Annotated in this window: 10 protein-coding genes, 1 tRNA gene and 1 pseudogene; 9 read left to right on the forward strand and 3 right to left on the reverse strand. The window is 60.8% G+C overall.

All coding sequences use genetic code 11. The features are described from left to right. Positions 1–73 precede the first annotated feature (73 nt). The 5 genes from hflK to H621_RS0123255 all read left to right on the forward strand — a co-directional run bounded on the left by hflK (position 74) and on the right by H621_RS0123255 (position 6,993). Positions 74–1,240 carry an FtsH protease activity modulator HflK gene (gene hflK, locus H621_RS0123235; RefSeq protein ID WP_028945678.1) on the forward strand — a complete coding sequence of 389 codons (1,167 nt, stop codon included), beginning with the start codon at positions 74–76 and terminating at the stop codon, positions 1,238–1,240. Beyond that, entirely contained in the window at positions 1,240–2,109 is an 870-nt protein-coding gene (hflC, locus tag H621_RS0123240; protein WP_028945679.1) for a protease modulator HflC, read from the forward strand. Before hflK ends, hflC begins: the two co-directional genes overlap by 1 nt. 277 nt (positions 2,110–2,386) lie before the next feature. Continuing rightward, positions 2,387–3,574 carry an ATP phosphoribosyltransferase regulatory subunit gene (locus H621_RS0123245; RefSeq protein WP_028945680.1) on the forward strand — a complete coding sequence of 396 codons (1,188 nt, stop codon included), beginning with the start codon at positions 2,387–2,389 and terminating at the stop codon, positions 3,572–3,574. 54 nt (positions 3,575–3,628) lie between these two features. After that, complete coding sequence (locus H621_RS0123250; RefSeq protein WP_028945681.1) at positions 3,629–4,921, forward strand: adenylosuccinate synthase; 1,293 nt, start codon at positions 3,629–3,631, stop codon at positions 4,919–4,921. A 137-nt stretch (positions 4,922–5,058) separates the two neighbouring features. Next, a complete protein-coding gene (locus H621_RS0123255; protein WP_028945682.1) occupies positions 5,059–6,993 on the forward strand; it encodes a methyl-accepting chemotaxis protein in 1,935 nt (644 codons plus the stop codon). A gap of 66 nt (positions 6,994–7,059) precedes the next feature. Here H621_RS0123255 and H621_RS0123260 read toward each other — a convergent pair whose 3' ends face one another. Beyond that, a complete protein-coding gene (locus H621_RS0123260) occupies positions 7,060–8,625 on the reverse strand; it encodes an ABC transporter permease (protein WP_028945683.1) in 1,566 nt (521 codons plus the stop codon). Further along, complete coding sequence (locus tag H621_RS0123265; protein WP_028945684.1) at positions 8,625–9,638, reverse strand: extracellular solute-binding protein; 1,014 nt, start codon at positions 9,636–9,638, stop codon at positions 8,625–8,627. Before H621_RS0123265 ends, H621_RS0123260 begins: the two co-directional genes overlap by 1 nt. Before the next feature lie 963 nt (positions 9,639–10,601). On the opposite strand from H621_RS0123265, the gene H621_RS28605 reads away from it, so the two are divergent. Further along, complete coding sequence (locus tag H621_RS28605) at positions 10,602–10,961, forward strand: fatty acid desaturase (RefSeq protein WP_156905652.1); 360 nt, start codon at positions 10,602–10,604, stop codon at positions 10,959–10,961. Positions 10,962–11,128: 167 nt separating this feature from the next. Beyond that, a pseudogene (locus tag H621_RS27495) lies at positions 11,129–12,036 on the forward strand (DMT family transporter). A gap of 213 nt (positions 12,037–12,249) precedes the next feature. Here H621_RS27495 and H621_RS0123280 read toward each other — a convergent pair. Then, a tRNA-Leu gene (locus tag H621_RS0123280) sits at positions 12,250–12,336 on the reverse strand. 267 nt (positions 12,337–12,603) lie between these two features. Here H621_RS0123280 and rnr point away from each other — a divergent pair. Both rnr and rlmB read left to right on the forward strand, forming a co-directional pair. Further along, the gene (gene rnr / locus H621_RS0123285) at positions 12,604–15,198 is read left to right on the forward strand and encodes a ribonuclease R (protein ID WP_028945685.1); all 2,595 of its coding nucleotides are present in this window, start codon (positions 12,604–12,606) and stop codon (positions 15,196–15,198) included. Continuing rightward, positions 15,195–15,947 (forward strand): 23S rRNA (guanosine(2251)-2'-O)-methyltransferase RlmB, encoded by a 753-nt coding sequence (gene rlmB, locus H621_RS0123290; RefSeq protein ID WP_028945686.1) that lies wholly within the window; start codon positions 15,195–15,197, stop codon positions 15,945–15,947. The genes rnr and rlmB overlap by 4 nt, the downstream gene beginning before the upstream one ends. Positions 15,948–16,127 lie beyond the last annotated feature (180 nt).

A 16,127-nucleotide genomic window follows, 5' to 3' on the forward strand; every position in this document is an offset into this window, starting at 1 on the left:
GCCGTGACAGGCATTCTGTAGCATTGGTCGGCGCGCCGTGGGTGCGTCTTTGCTTTATCAGATGGAGAGCGCTATGGCTTGGAATGAGCCGGGTGGCAACTCGAATAATCAGGATCCTTGGGGTGGGCGCCGTGGTGGCGGCGACAAGAAAGGGCCACCGGATCTCGACGAGGCCTTCCGCAAGCTGCAGGACAGCCTGAACGGCATGTTCGGCAGTGGCAAAAAACGCGGTGGTAACGGCGGTATCGGCAAGGGCGGTGGCTTCGGCCTGCTCGGCGTCGGCCTGGCCGTGCTGGCAGCTATCTGGCTGTACAGCGCCGTGTATGTGGTCGATGAACAGGAGCAGGCAGTGGTGCTGCGCTTCGGCAAGTACTACGAAACCGTAGGGCCGGGCCTGAACATCTACTTCCCGCCGATCGATCGCAAGTACATGGAAAACGTCACGCGTGAGCGTGCCTATACCAAGCAGGGGCAGATGCTCACCGAAGACGAGAACATCGTCGAGGTTCCGCTGACCGTGCAGTACAAGATCACCAACCTGCAGGATTTCGTGCTGAACGTCGATCAGCCTGAAGTCAGTCTGCAGCACGCGACCGACAGTGCTCTGCGCCATGTGGTGGGCTCCACCGCCATGGACAAGGTACTGACCGAAGGTCGTGAGCAGATGGCTGTGGAAATCAAGGAGCGCCTGCAGCGTTTCCTCGACACCTACCGTACCGGTATCACCGTCACCCAGGTCAACGTACAGAGCGCAGCAGCCCCGCGTGAAGTGCAGGAAGCCTTCGACGACGTGATCCGTGCCCGTGAAGACGAGCAGCGTGCCCGCAACCAGGCCGAGTCCTACGCCAATGGCGTGGTGCCGGAAGCCCGCGGTCAGGCCCAGCGGATCATCGAGGACGCCAACGGTTATCGTGACGAAGTCGTCTCCCGCGCCAAGGGTGAGGCCGACCGCTTCACCAAGCTGGTAGCCGAGTACCGCAAGGCACCTGAAGTGACCCGTCAGCGCCTGTACCTGGACACCATGCAGGAAGTCTACAGCAACACCAGCAAGGTCCTGGTTTCCGGCAAGGATGGCCAGAGCAATCTGCTTTACCTGCCGCTGGACAAGATGGTCGAAGGTAGCCGCGCCAGCAGCACCCCGGTCAGCAGCGCGCCGGTATCGGCCAACGATGCGGCCAATCGTGCGGCGGCGGAGCTGCAACAGCAGCAACAGCAGTTGCGTTCTAGGGAGAGCCGCTGATGAGCAATAAATCGCTGATCGCCCTGATTGTTGGCGTCGTGCTGGCGATCGTGGCCTGGAACAGCTTCTACATCGTGGCCCAGACCGAGCGTGCGGTACTGCTGCAATTCGGTCGTGTGGTCCAGGCCGATGTCCAGCCTGGCCTGCATGTGAAGGTTCCTTACGTCAACCAGGTGCGCAAGTTCGACGCTCGCCTGATGACCCTGGATGCCCCGACACAGCGCTTCCTGACCCTGGAAAAGAAAGCGGTCATGGTCGATGCCTACGCCAAATGGCGGGTCAAGGATGCCGAGCGCTTCTACACCGCGACCTCAGGCCTCAAGCAGATTGCCGACGAACGTCTGTCGCGTCGTCTGGAAAGCGGCCTGCGTGACCAGTTTGGTAAGCGTACCCTGCACGAAGTGGTCTCCGGTGAACGTGACGCGCTGATGGCTGACATCACTGCATCGCTGAACCGCATGGCCAGCAAGGAGCTGGGTATCGAAGTGGTCGACGTTCGCGTCAAGGCCATCGACCTGCCCAAGGAAGTCAACCGCAGCGTCTTCGAGCGGATGAGCACCGAGCGTGAGCGTGAAGCTCGCGAGCACCGCGCCAAGGGTAACGAGCTGGCCGAAGGTATTCGTGCCGACGCCGACCGTCAGCGCCGTGTACTGCTGGCTGAAGCCTATCGTGAGTCGGAAGAGACCCGCGGTGACGGCGATGCTGAGGCTGCGTCGATCTATGCCAAGGCCTACGGCCAGGACCAGGAGTTCTACGCGTTCTATCGTAGCCTCAAGGCCTACCGTGAGAGCTTCGCGAACAAGAGCGACGTGCTGGTGCTTGACCCGAGCAGCGAGTTCTTCCGCTTCATGGACAAACCAAAGCCGTAAGGATGCACACCCCGCCGGGCGGCTAAAATGCCTGGCGGGGTGATCCCGCGAGAAAACGGGTGTATGATGCGGCAGCCGGGAAATTCCCGGCTTTTTTGCGTCTGCGAGATCGAACGGCCGCTAGCGGTCCCCGGTCTACAGAGCAGCCCAAGGTATTCGAGGGTATTGGCACGGCGGTCGCGCTGGAATCAGTGCTGCGCGCTATTGTTTGCCGATACCTGCTCCACTCAAGGCTCGCCCGTGGGCAGGCCGCCCGGACCATAGGGGAAATGGCGTAATGGCAACGGTAGACCGCTGGCTGCTGCCAGATGGCATCGAAGAAGTACTGCCACCTGAGGCGGCGCGCATCGAGATCGCGCGTCGTCAGGTGTTGGATCTGTTCCAGAGCTGGGGTTACGAGTTCGTCGTTACCCCGCATATCGAGTACCTGGAATCGCTGCTCACCGGTGCCGGCCAGGACCTGGATCTGCGCACCTTCAAGGTCATTGACCCTCAGTCGGGCCGGCAGATGGGCTTTCGTGCCGATATCACCCCGCAGGTTGCGCGCATAGATGCGCACACACTGCGCCGTGAAGGCCCGAGCCGCCTGTGCTATGCCGGCAGCGTGCTGCATGCCTTGCCACGTGCACTGTCGACCTCGCGCAGTCCGATCCAGTTGGGTGCCGAATTGTACGGCGACGCCAGCCCGGTCAGTGATGTCGAGGTGATCAGCCTGATGCTGGCCATGCTGCAACTGGCCGATGTGCCGGACGTGCACATGGACCTTGGGCACGTCGGTATTTACCGTGGCCTGGCCCGTGCGGCCGGCCTGTCTGGCGCGGTCGAGCAGCAGTTGTTCGACGCCCTGCAGCGCAAGGCCATCGATGAGGTGATCGAGCTGACTGCCAACCTGCCAGCGGACATCGCCGGCATGCTGCGTTCGTTGACCGAGTTGTGCGGCGGTCGTGAAGTGCTGGCCGAGGCGCGCGTGCGCCTGGGGCGTGCGCCGGCTGCGGTTCTGGCTGCCCTGGACGACCTGATGGCCATCGCCGAACGGCTGGCTACGCGTTATCCCGAGCTGCCACTGTATTTCGACCTGGGGGAGCTTCGCGGTTACCACTACCACACCGGTGTAGTGTTTGCCGTGTTTGTCCCGGGTGTTGGTCAATCGATCGCCCAGGGCGGTCGTTACGACGACATCGGAGCGGACTTTGGCCGGGCACGCCCGGCCACGGGTTTCTCCACGGATTTGAAGACCCTGGTCACACTGGGGCGGGCCGAGGTGGTATTGCCGTCTGGCGGGATCTGGATGCCCGACAGCAGCGATGCGGCACTCTGGCAGTTGGTCTGCCAATTGCGCAGTGAAGGTCAGCGGGTGGTCCAGGCCTTGCCTGGCCAGCCACTGACGGCCGCCGTCGAGGCGGATTGCGATCGGCAATTGATTCAGCAAAACGGGCTTTGGCAGGTTCTGCCGCTGGCCATTTGAGTTTTCCCGCCGGTACGAACCGGCGCCAAGTTTGCGCGAATGAGGACAAGTGTTATGGGTAAGAATGTCGTAGTCCTGGGCACCCAGTGGGGTGATGAGGGCAAAGGCAAGATCGTCGATCTGCTGACCGAACATGCTGCCGCCGTAGTGCGCTACCAAGGTGGCCACAACGCGGGCCACACCTTGGTGATCGACGGTGAAAAGACCGTGCTGCACCTGATCCCGTCGGGCGTTCTGCGCGAAGGCGTGCAGTGCCTGATCGGCAACGGCGTGGTGGTTGCACCCGACGCTCTGCTGCGTGAGATCAACAAGCTGGAAGAGAAGGGTGTACCGGTGCGCGAGCGCCTGCGTATCAGCCCATCCTGCCCGCTGATCCTGTCCTACCACGTTGCCCTGGACCAGGCTCGCGAAAAAGCCCGTGGCGAACAGAAGATCGGTACCACCGGTCGCGGTATCGGCCCGGCTTACGAAGACAAAGTGGCTCGTCGTGGCCTGCGCATCGGTGACCTGTTCCATCGCGAACGTTTCGCTGCCAAGCTCGGCGAACTGCTGGACTACCACAACTTCGTGCTGGTCAATTACTACAAAGAGCCTGCAATCGACTTCCAGAAGACCCTGGACGAGTGCATGGAATACGCCGAGCTGCTCAAGCCGATGATGCTCGACGTCACCGCAGAGCTGCACAACCTGCGTCGCGCCGGCAAGGACATCATGTTCGAGGGTGCCCAAGGCTCGCTGCTGGACATCGACCACGGTACCTACCCGTACGTGACCAGCTCCAACACCACCGCTGGCGGCATCGCCACCGGTTCCGGCGTTGGCCCGATGTACCTGGACTACATTCTGGGTATCACCAAGGCCTACACCACTCGCGTGGGTTCGGGCCCGTTCCCGACTGAGCTGTTCGACGACGTCGGTGCCTTCCTGGCCAAGCGTGGCCACGAGTTCGGTGCTACCACCGGTCGTGCCCGTCGTTGCGGCTGGTTCGATGCTGTCATCCTGCGTCGCGCCATCGATGTCAACAGCATCTCGGGCCTGTGCCTGACCAAGCTGGACGTGCTCGACGGCCTGGAAACCATCCGTATCTGCGTTGGCTACAAAAACGAGAACGGTGCTGTTATCGACGCCCCGACCGACGCCGACAGCTACATCGGCCTGGAGCCGGTGTACGAAGAAATGCCGGGTTGGACCGAATCGACTCTGGGTGCCAAGACCCTGGAAGAGCTGCCGGCCAACGCCCGTGCCTACATCAAGCGTGTAGAAGAGCTGGTCGGCGCGCCGATCGACATCATCTCCACCGGCCCGGACCGCAACGAGACTATCGTTCTGCGTCACCCGTTCGCCTAAGCTGCGCTGATGTGAACACAAAGGCCCCTTCATAGGGGCCTTTGTCGTTTCTGGCTGCTGTTCGGCACAACCTTTGCTGTAAGAATCGCTCCAGGGTAGCCATCATTTTAATGGCCCCAGAAGTAGAGGGTTCTTTTGTGTCTGCCGTTCTCTCACTGTTACGAAGCCGCCTGTTGCGGCCGGTCTTTGTTGCCCTTGGTATCGCTCTTTTGGTGCAAGTGCTGGTCGCGGTTGCGCTGACGCGGAGCACAGTCACCGCGCTTGAAGCGGATTTGGGCAAGCGCCTGGGGGCGGACAGCCAGAAATTGTCCGCCGAGCTCGAGCAGGCCGGGCAGGAAGTCAGCTCGGGTCTGCAAAGCCTCTCCGCCAGCACCCGCCAGCGATTGACCGCCGGTCTGTCGACTCGCCTGCAGGGCGAGCAGGCCCAGTTGCGGGAAGCCCTGGAGAAAAACCTCAAAGACTCGGCCAACGATATGGCGCAACTGCTGGCCTCCGTGGCGCCGCGAGCGATGTGGGACAACGATGTGCCCACCCTGTCCGAATTCTCCCGGCGCGCCCAGCGCAATCCCAATGTGCTGTTTGTGGTCTACGACGATGCTCAGGGCCAGCACCTGACCCGTTACCTGAACCGGCAAAACCCGATCAACCAGGCGCTGCTGGAAAAGGGCCAGGGCGAGCGGGCGCTGGACAAGGTGCTGGATGCAGCTCGTAACGACCCGTCGGTGTACTTCATCGAGGCACCGATCAGCCCCAATGGAGTGGAGATCGGCAAGGTCCTGATGGGGGTTTCCACCGCTTCAGTGGATGCCGAGCTGGTGGCCCTCGACAAACGGTTCTCGGCACTGATCGCCAGTGGCGATCAGCTCGTGGGCGACAGCCTGGTTGGCGCAGCTGCCGACAGCAACAAGGCCTTGCGTGCCCGTCTGGAAGCGGCGCAGGCCAGTGCCGCGGGTATGCAGGCCGGAACCTCGCAGAGCGTCCAGGAGGCAGCGACGACCTTGCGTTGGAACATCGGCCTGGGCCTGGCCCTGGTCGGTCTTGGCGTACTGCTGGTGGTGGCGGTGGTGCTGGGGCGTCGGGTGGTCAGTAAGCTGCGCTTGCTTATTGCGGCGCTGAATGATCTGGCGGCGGGTGAGGGCGACCTGACCAAGCGCGTGCCCATCGACAGTCGTGATGAGATCGGCGACATGGCGGCGGCGGTCAACCAGTTCGTCGACAAGCTCCAGCCGATCGTGCGTGAGGCCGGGGAAGTGGCTCAGCGTACCGGTATCGAGATCGGTGTCATGGCCCAGCGCAATGCCGGTGCGGATGCCGCTGCCGAGTTGCAGCGTGATGAGGTAGCGGCCAGCCTGCGTGATCTGTCGACCATGGCCGACGAGGCGCAGGCGGAAAGCCAGGCCATGCAGTCGGCCTTGCAGCAGGTAGTGGATATTCGGCAGGCCACCGATGAAAACACGCGTACGTCGACTCAAGTGGCCAAGTTGATCGAGGACCTGGCCGGGCAGGTGGAGACCGGTTCGAAAGTGATCGAGCGGCTGGCCCAGCAGAGCGAGCAGATCGAAGTGGTGTTGACGGTGATTCACGGCATCGCCGAGCAAACCAACCTGCTGGCGCTCAACGCGGCCATCGAGGCGGCGCGGGCGGGTGAGACCGGGCGCGGTTTCGCCGTGGTCGCCGATGAGGTGAGGGCTCTGGCCAGCAAGACCCAGAGCTCGACGGGTGACATTCAGGCGCATATCGGTGCATTGCAGCAGGGCGCGAAGGAAGCGGTGGCGGCAATCAGTCAGGCGGGGCGTCAGGCCAGCGAAGGCTTGCTGGTATTGCGTGATAACGCACGCTTGCAGCAGTCCGTTCAGGCGTCGGTGGAGCAGGTGCATGCGGCAATCGGGTTGGCGACGCGTGCGGCCGAACAGCAAGCCCAGGGGGCGCAGGCAGTGCGTGGGCGCGTGCAGACCATTCATGCCCAGGCTGAACGGGCTGCCGAGGTGGTGATGCAGACGACTGCCAGCAGCAAAGTGCTCGACAACCTGGCCGACCAGCTCAAAGCCAGCCTCGGGCAGTTCAGGGCCTGAGCATGATCGCGGAGCAAGCCCGATCCTGTGGTAGGAGCGGGCTTGCCCCGCGATGTTCCTACAGCTTCAGGCGCGGTTCAAATACATCCGCGTCGTCAGCAAATACACCGGCAACCCCGACACCACGATCAACAGTGCTGCGTAGGGCGCCGCCGCGGCGAACTCGACATTGGCGGTGTGTGCCCAGACTTCCGTCGCCAGGGTAGTCATGCCAGTCGGGCTGAGCAGCAGGGTTGCCGTCAGTTCCTTCATGGCGTCCAGGAACACCAGGGCGAACGCCGCGGCCAGTGCAGGGAAGATGATCGGCAGCGTTACCCGGCAAAACGCCTTGAACGGCGTTGCGCCCAAGGTGCGTGCGGCTTCTTCGAGTTGCGGCGCGGCCTTGTTCAGGGCGGTGCGAACCGGTGCTTGTGCCAGTGGCAGAAACAGGAGGGCGTAGGCCAGCAGCAACAAGCCGGTGGTCTGGTAAAGCGCCGGCACGTAGTGCAGCGCGAAGTACACCAGTGTCAGGGCAATCACTAGGCCGGGCAGGGCGTGCAGCAGATACGGCAGGCGCTCGGCCCAGATCGCCAATCGGCCCTTGTAGCGCACTACGAGAAAGCTCACCGGCAGCGCCAGTAACAGGCTCAGCCCCGCGCCGCCGAGTGAAAGCGACAGCGAGGAAAACAGCGCCCGGCTGATGTCTGCGACCGGGAAGGCTGCGGAGGAGCCAACGCTCAACCAGTAGCCGAGCATGCCCAGAGGAATGCCGCTGCCCAGCAAGGCCAGCACCAGGCAGAACGCCTGGCCCATCGGCATCCAGCCGCGCAGTCGAATCGGTGCTGCTCGACGTGCCACGCCCTGGCCGATACGGATATGGCGTGCCTTGCCGCGCACGCGCAGTTCCAGCCAGAGCATCAACAGGCACATGAACAGCAGCACCGCTGACAGCATCGCCGCATTGGCGTTGCTGAATTCCAGCTCGAACTGCTGATAGATCGCCGTGGTGAAGGTCTGCAGGCCCAGGATCGACAGCGCGCCGAACTCCACCAGCATATGCAGGGCAATCAGCAGGCTGCCGCCGAGAATCGAGGGCCAGAGCAGCGGCAGGGTAATTCTGAAGAACACGCCCCAGCGATTCTGCCCCAGCGTGCGGGCCGACTCTTCGAGCGAGGTGTCGAGGTTGCGTAGGGTGGCGGCCACTGGCAGGAACACCAGCGGGTACTTTGACAGGCTCATCACCAGGATCGCGCCGCCCAGGCCCTCGAAGCGAGGGCTCAGGGATACCCAGGTAAAGCCACTGACAAACGCCGGTACGGCAAATGGCAGGCACAAGATCACCCCCCACAGTCGCCGCCCTGGCAGGTCGCTGCGCTCCAGCAGCCAGGCCAGGGCCAGGCCGAGCACGGCACAGGCCAACGTAACGCCCACCATCAGCATCAGCGTGTTGCGCATCAGGCCCCAGACGAATGGGCGCCAGAGCAGGCGAAAGGCTTCATGCCAGCCGGCTTGCCAGGCCTTGAGGCCGACATAGGCCAGCGGCAGCAGGCTCAGGCCCACCAGCAGCAGCACAGGCAGCACCACCCAGATCGACGGGCGTTTGCGCCGTGGCACAAAGCGACCAATCAGTGGTTCGGGCAGGGCGGCACTCATCAGAGCAGGCCGACTTCGCGTTCAAGCTCCAGGGCCTCTTCGGAATTGCCCAGGTCGGCCGGGGTGATCTTCGGCGGACGCAGGTCCTCGAATGGCTTCAGGCCCTGGTCGGAGACCATGCCTTTGTGCAACGGGTATTCGGCGGTGGTCTGGGTGATCAGGCGCTGTCCTTCTTCGCTGGCCATCCAGGCGAGCAGGTCTTGAGCCTCTTTCGGGTGCTTGCTGGCCTTGACCGCTGCTGCGCTGGAGATGGTCACCAGGCCGCCGGCGTCACCGTCGGCGAGGTAATAGAGTTTCGAGTCGAGCTGGCCGCGCTCTTTCTTCAGTGCATACCAGTAGTAGTTGTTGACCAGTACGGCAGCCACTTCACCGTTTTCCACGGCTTTGAGGGCAACCATGTTGTTGGTGTAGGTCTTACCGAACGCCTTGAGGCCAGTCAGCCATTCTTCGGTAGCTTCGCGGCCGTGCAGCTTGAGGATGGCCACGGCCTGTTCCTGGAAGGCGCCGCTGGTGGGTACGAAGCCGATCTTGCCTTCCCACTCCGGATTGGCGAAGTCCATGACGGAGGGCGGCAGGTCTTTCTCGTCAATCACCTTGGGGTTGAACGCAACGACCCGTGTGCGAGCGGTGACGCCCATCCAGGTACCGTTGGCCGCCACGTATTCCTTGGGCAATACCTGCAGGGTGGAGTCATCGATCTTCGCCAGCAGGCCCAGCTCCCCCAAGTTGTTCAGTGGGGGCGATTCTTCGGTGTAGATGACATCGGCAGGCGAGCGATCGCCTTCTTCGATGATCTGGCTGGCGAGTTGGTTACTGCTACCCTTGCGGATATTGATGTGAATACCGGTCTTGGCCTCGTAGGCCTTGGCGATGGCTTCACCGATTTCCTTGTGCTGCCCGTTGTACAGGGTCAGTGACACCGGGTCGGCTGCCAGGGCGGCTGGCGTGCCCAGCACCAGGGCAAAAAAGGAGACGGCCAGGCCGCGCAACAGGGGGTTATTGCGGAACGTCATGCGGGTACTTCCTCGCTTGCGGCTACATATCTGGAAACAATGATAATCGATATTGTTTCTCAGATGCGCTTGCTCCCAAAAATTAATGAGCAGGCTATCTTTCTGTGCTCTCCAGGAAGGTCGTTTTAACGGCTGGCTCTTCAGGCGACAACCTTTCAATTGCCCAGCTGGAGAAGGTTGAAGCAGACACCTCTCGATCAAGGGCCAGCACCGGCTGATTCAACATGCGGAAACAGCCAAAATCGTGAACGTTCCGGGCTGAGCGTGCAAAGAGAGGAGATGCTGCTAAGGCATCGAGCGGCGCTATACGACACCGAAGGGAATATTGCGCTTTTTGAGCAAGAACAGGCTGGTCAGCAGGTCGCTGCGAGTGATTCGCTACGCAGCGCATCCCTATCAAGAATTTGGCTTGGGGCGCGGCAAGGTAGTCGGTCTTACGAAAAGTCCTAATGCGTCCTCAGAACTACCCCGCCACGTTGTCAGTGCGATCGGGATTGTTGTGCCGTCATCAGAGTTCTACCATCGAGTAACAGTCTTACTTGATGTTAAGAATGGCCTTTACCGTCAGGCATTTTATTGTAGGTGTATATTGAGAAAGGTGCGCGGCGGTTATATGCATGGGCAGCTGAACCTATTCTTCGGTGGTTTCGGTAATAGGCTGGCAGTTGTCTCGGGATGGGGCGGGTCAGGGTGATTATTTAAATCATAATGTGAAATTGTATCAAGTCAATGTTGCACCTTGCTTAATAGTGCGCCGGAAATTCAGGCGCCCGTTTTCAAAAGATATTAAGGGCCAAATCAAGAAGCTGTACCTGTATGGCAACTACCATGGCCCTCTCGCCTTGCTGCAGAACTTGTTCTGGATCAGTCTGGCAATTTATCTTGGAGAGGCCAGTCCCTGGCTAATGCCCCTGGCGACGCTGCTGATCGGTTCATGGCAGCGGGCGTTGGCCACGTTGCTACATGAGGCGGCACGGGGCTTTGTGTCGTAGTAAACGGCTGGGAAAGTTTCTCGGCACCTGGTGCTCCGGATACCTGGTCTTCCAGGGTTGGGTCGGCTACAAGTGCTCGCATACGGTGGATCACCACCACAAGTTGGGTGACCAAGATCGCGACCCTGACTACCGGTACTATCGACAGTCTGGAGTGTTCGAGGCACGTTCGACGCTCGGATTCATGTTCGCACATCTGATAAAACCGATGTTCTTCTTGAGTGCACCGGAAAGCCTGAGGTATCTGTTGGTTAACCGACTGATGCTCAGTCCCAAAAAGGAGAGTTACTTTCAGTGCTGGCTTGTCAGGGCCTGCTCGCGTTGTGTTTGACGCTGGTGTTAGGGGTAAAAGGTTACCTCTATTGGCTGTTGCCGTACCTCACCACCTTTCAAGCTTTAACTTGGTTCATCGAGCTTGCCGAGCATCCTCGAATTTTGTACCGTCGATGTGGGCTGATATTTTATCGAACGACAAAGCAGCGACAGAGGCCGTCATAACTGCAAGCCAACTTCAGAAAAGGCATCATTTTTGCAGCTCTCTGCTGCTGCGCTGAACGCAACAATCGGTGTGCTCAGTAAAGTGCTCATGAGCAATGGTTTTACAGCCAGTAGTGTTGTCGTTATCAAGACTATCCTGGGTTGCCTGTTACTTTCGGTCTTGTTGCTGTTTCTCAGGCGCCAAGCGACGGCAGCCAAATGGACCCGTGCGGCGATCTGCGCGTTCCTCGGCATCTTCGTATTGTTCCATTTTGAGACCTCAGCCTATCGGCATTATGCGGCGGCGGGCGTAGTGGTGGTGCTGATGGCGAGTGCTTCCATCTCGTCAATCCTGCTTGGGCGAATATTCCTTAAAGATGCCATCACCGCGAATGCAACCGTGGGTGCCACACTGGCTATTGCCGGGATTGCGGTGATTTTCGGCGCAGATTTGCAGCAGGGGTTCACCCTGCAAGGCGCGACGCTTGCTTCCATTGCTGGATGCGGTTACGGGGCATTTTCAGTCGCGATGAAGCGGATGGGGGTGTCCGGGGGGGGGGGGGCTGCACTTCACCCGCCAGTTACTGTTCTTCGGAAGCCTCTATTTGCTGATGCCTGCCGCAGCCGATGGTTTCGTGATTGGTGAGCTGTCGCTGATGGCAATTGCTGCACTCTTGGCGCTGGCCGCACTGCCGACCATCCTCGGCTTCTTTTGCACCACCAAGGCAATCGAGTATCTCAAGCCATCTCAGGTGCAGGCGTTGGAGTTGACCGAGCCATTGTTCGCTGCGCTGCTGGCGTTCATGGTACTCAATGAGGTGCGGCCAGAAAGCCTGTACGCGGGGGCAGCACTGATCATTGTCGGGTTGTGCTTTTCCAATGAGCTGATTTGCTTGAGCAGGAAGGCGCCAGTCGCCTCGAGCGAGTGAAGTGCTGGCGGAGTTCTGGGCCTGTGATTTAAGGATGGTCTGATATAGCCGGGTCTTTTCCGGCTATCAGCGGTCAGCACTTCAAAAAAAGCGGCTGTTGGCGCGTTGAGCGAGGCGGACCTAGTCGAGGTCAGTCGCTTCTGGGATTGGCTGGTGCGAAAATCCAATCGCCAGAAACGAAAAAACCCGCTTTCGCGGGTTTGATCTGAAATATGGTGCCCAGAAGAAGACTCGAACTTCCACGACCGTAAGGTCACCAGCACCTGAAGCTGGCGTGTCTACCAATTTCACCATCTGGGCATTTCGCTAAGGTCACATGATGCTTCACATCACGTTACATCTCAACTATAACGACGGTGTCCGTCGTTGTGGTGCGCACTATACGGATGCCTCTGATAGCTGTAAAGCCCCGTTCAGAAAAAATCTTAAAAAATTCAAGTCGTTGTTCCTTATGATGGTTTTGGCGCTATCCAGGGGGCTCTGACAGGGCTGTCCAAGCCTGAAATTTCCGGTTTCAATACGCCTATGCCAAACTAACCCTTATATAGACAAGGTGAACCCCTCCTAATGGCCGATTGGCAGACCCTCGATCCCGAGGCCGCTCGTGAAGCGGAAAAATACGAAAACCCTATTCCTAGCCGTGAGCTGATCCTGCAGCGCCTGGACGAGCGCGGCTCGCCGGCTGCGCGCGAGCAGTTGGTCGAAGAGTTCGGCCTGACCACCGAAGACCAGATCGAAGCCCTGCGCCGCCGTTTGCGCGCAATGGAGCGTGACGGCCAGCTGATCTATACCCGGCGCGGCACTTATGCCCCGGTAGACAAGCTGGACCTGATCCTGGGCCGCATTTCCGGGCATCGCGACGGTTTCGGCTTCCTGATCCCTGACGATGGCAGCGACGACCTGTTCCTGAGCCCAGCGCAGATGCGCCTGGTGTTCGATGGTGACCGGGCCCTGGCTCGCGTATCGGGTCTGGATCGCCGCGGCCGCCGCGAAGGCGTTATTGTCGAAGTGATCTCCCGTGCCCACGAGACCATCGTTGGCCGTTACTTCGAAGAAGGCGGTATCGGCTTCGTCACCCCGGACAACCCCAAGGTCCAGCAGGAAGTGCTGGTTACCCCGGGCCGCAACGGCGGTGCCAAGATCGGCCAGTTCGTCGAGGTGAAGATCACCCACTGGCCGACCCCGCGCTTCCAGCCCCAGGGCGATGTCACTGAAGTGATCGGCAACTACATGGCCCCAGGCATGGAAATCGACGTTGCCCTGCGCAGCTACGACATTCCGCATGTCTGGCCGGAAGCCGTGATCAAGGAAGCTCGCAAGCTCAAGCCGGAAGTCGAAGATAAAGACAAAGAGCACCGTATCGACCTGCGGCACCTGCCGTTCGTCACGATCGACGGTGAAGATGCACGCGATTTCGACGATGCGGTCTACTGCGAGAGCCTGGGCAAGTTGCGCCTGTTCTCCGGTGGCTGGCGCCTGTACGTGGCGATCGCCGACGTTTCCAGCTATGTGCGCCTGGGCTCTGCCCTGGATAACGAAGCCCAGGTACGTGGCAACTCGGTGTACTTCCCCGAGCGTGTCGTACCGATGCTGCCTGAAGAACTCTCCAATGGTCTGTGCTCGCTGAACCCGCACGTCGACCGTCTGGCGATGGTCTGCGAAATGACCATCAACAAGTCAGGGCAGATGGTCGATTACCAGTTCTACGAAGCGGTGATCCACTCCCACGCCCGCCTGACCTACAACAAGGTCAGCAGCATGCTCGAGCACGCCCGCACCCGCGAAGGCAAGGCCTTGCGCGAGCAGTACAGCGAAGTGGTGCCGGATCTCAAGCAGCTCTATGCCCTGTACAAGGTGCTGCTGGCGGCTCGTCATACCCGAGGTGCGATCGACTTCGAAACCCAGGAAACCCGGATCATCTTCGGTTCTGAGCGCAAGATCGCCGAAATTCGGCCAACCGTGCGCAACGATGCCCACAAGCTGATCGAGGAGTGCATGCTGGCGGCCAACGTGGCCACCGCCGAGTTCCTCAAGAAGCATGAAATTCCGGCCCTGTACCGTGTTCACGATGGTCCGCCGCCTGAGCGCCTGGAAAAACTGCGCGCCTTCCTCGGCGAGCTGGGCCTGTCGCTGCACAAGGGCAAGGACGGTCCGTCGCCCAAGGATTATCAGGCGCTGTTGGCGAGCATCGCCGACCGTCCGGACTTCCACCTGATCCAGACCGTAATGCTGCGCTCCCTGAGCCAGGCGGTGTACAGCGCCGACAATAATGGCCACTTCGGCCTGAATTACGAGGCGTACACCCACTTCACCTCGCCGATCCGTCGCTACCCGGACCTGCTGACCCATCGGGCGATCCGCAGCGTGATCCGTTCGAAGCAGGAAACACCACACGTCAAGCGTGCCGGTGCGATGAGCATTCCCAAGGCGCGCATCTATCCATACGACGAAGCGACCCTGGAGCAGCTCGGCGAACAGTGCTCGATGAGCGAGCGGCGTGCCGACGAGGCCACCCGCGACGTGGTCAACTGGCTCAAGTGCGAGTACATGAAGGACCGCGTGGGCGAGAGCTTCCCGGGTGTGATCACCGCGGTGACCGGCTTTGGCCTGTTCGTCGAGCTGACCGACATCTACGTCGAAGGCATGGTTCACGTCAGTGCCTTGCCGGGTGACTACTACCACTTCGACCCGGTGCACCATCGCCTGGCGGGTGAGCGTACCGGTCGCAGCTTCCGCCTGGGCGACACGGTCGAAGTGCGCGTGATGCGCGTAGACCTCGAGCAGCGCAAGATCGACTTCGAGATGGCCGAGAACACCCTGAAGGCGCCGATTGGCCGCAAACAGCGTTCCGAAGGTGTACGTCCCCAGGACGGCAAGCCTGTACCGGTGCTCGACAAGTCCGAAACGGCAGCCAAGGCTGAGCCTGCGCGTCGCAGCAAAAAGAGTGAAGCCGCCGAAGCGTACTTCCCGTCCCACGCCGCGGCCAAAAACGCCGAAGTGCGCAAAAGCCGGGAAATGAAGAAGGCGCTGATGTCGGATGCCAAGCATTCCAGCAGCAAGCCTGCCTCCAAGTCGGGCAAGTCGTCGGAGAAACCGAGCAAGCATCGCAAGGGGCCGCCGAAAGCGAGCTCTGGATCACGTAAACCCAAGGCCAAGTCATGAGTCAGTTGGAAAAAATCTACGGCGTTCACGCCGTAGAAGCCCTGTTGCGTCACCACCCGAAGCGGGTCAAGCAGATCTGGCTGTCGGAAGGCCGCAGCGAGCCGCGGCTTCAGCCTCTGCTGGAGCTGGCCGCGCAAAATCGCGTGGCCGTCGGCCAGGCAGAGCGCCGCGAGATGGATGCCTGGGTCGAGGGCGTGCACCAGGGCGTCGTGGCTGAAGTCAGCCCGAGCCAGGTCTGGGGCGAGGCAATGCTTGAAGAACTGCTCGACCGCACCGAAGGCGCTCCGTTGATCCTGGTGCTCGACGGTGTTACCGACCCGCACAACCTTGGCGCCTGCCTGCGTACTGCCGATGCGGCTGGCGCGCTGGCGGTGATCGTGCCCAAGGACAAGTCGGCAACTCTGACCCCGGCGGTGCGCAAGGTAGCTTGCGGTGCCGCCGAGGTGATCCCGCTGGTGGCAGTCACCAACCTGGCGCGTACCCTGGAGAAACTCCAGCAGCGTGGCCTGTGGATTGTCGGTACCGCTGGCGAGGCCGAGCAAGAGCTGTATCAGCAAGACCTGACCGGGCCGACCATCCTGATCATGGGTGCTGAAGGCAAGGGCATGCGCCGCCTGACCCGTGAGCACTGTGACTTCCTGGTCAAGTTGCCGATGGCGGGCAGCGTCAGCAGCCTGAACGTGTCGGTGGCCACCGGCGTGTGTCTGTTCGAGGCTGTTCGCCAGCGTAACGCCAAGCAGAAGGCTTGAGGTGCTCGCGGGGCAAGCTCGCTCTCACATGATCGGTGGGAGCGGGCTTGCCCCGCGATGTTCTCCAGCTGTTCAAATATTCACCAATTCCCTTGCTTGTCCCACGGCGCTTCTCTACAATTGCGCCCCTTGCCATCTTGGCAGGCGCTCACGCGCCTTTTCCCAGGGCAAGACTTATAA

The sequence above is a fragment of the Pseudomonas vranovensis DSM 16006 genome (genome assembly GCF_000425805.1).
GTDB classification, from domain to species: Bacteria; Pseudomonadota; Gammaproteobacteria; order Pseudomonadales; family Pseudomonadaceae; genus Aquipseudomonas; species Aquipseudomonas vranovensis.

Excerpts from the sequence above, each read along its gene's own strand:
- hflC (WP_028945679.1), top strand. The coding sequence starts at position 1,240 with ATGAGCAATAAATCGCTGATCGCCCTGATTGTTGGCGTCGTGCTGGCG.
- rlmB (WP_028945686.1), top strand. The coding sequence starts at position 15,195 with ATGAGTCAGTTGGAAAAAATCTACGGCGTTCACGCCGTAGAAGCCCTG.
- rnr (WP_028945685.1), top strand. The coding sequence starts at position 12,604 with ATGGCCGATTGGCAGACCCTCGATCCCGAGGCCGCTCGTGAAGCGGAA.
- H621_RS0123265 (WP_028945684.1), bottom strand. The coding sequence starts at position 9,638 with ATGACGTTCCGCAATAACCCCCTGTTGCGCGGCCTGGCCGTCTCCTTT.
- hflK (WP_028945678.1), top strand. The coding sequence starts at position 74 with ATGGCTTGGAATGAGCCGGGTGGCAACTCGAATAATCAGGATCCTTGG.
- H621_RS0123245 (WP_028945680.1), top strand. The coding sequence starts at position 2,387 with ATGGCAACGGTAGACCGCTGGCTGCTGCCAGATGGCATCGAAGAAGTA.
- H621_RS0123260 (WP_028945683.1), bottom strand. The coding sequence starts at position 8,625 with ATGAGTGCCGCCCTGCCCGAACCACTGATTGGTCGCTTTGTGCCACGG.
- H621_RS0123250 (WP_028945681.1), top strand. The coding sequence starts at position 3,629 with ATGGGTAAGAATGTCGTAGTCCTGGGCACCCAGTGGGGTGATGAGGGC.
- H621_RS28605 (WP_156905652.1), top strand. The coding sequence starts at position 10,602 with ATGAGGCGGCACGGGGCTTTGTGTCGTAGTAAACGGCTGGGAAAGTTT.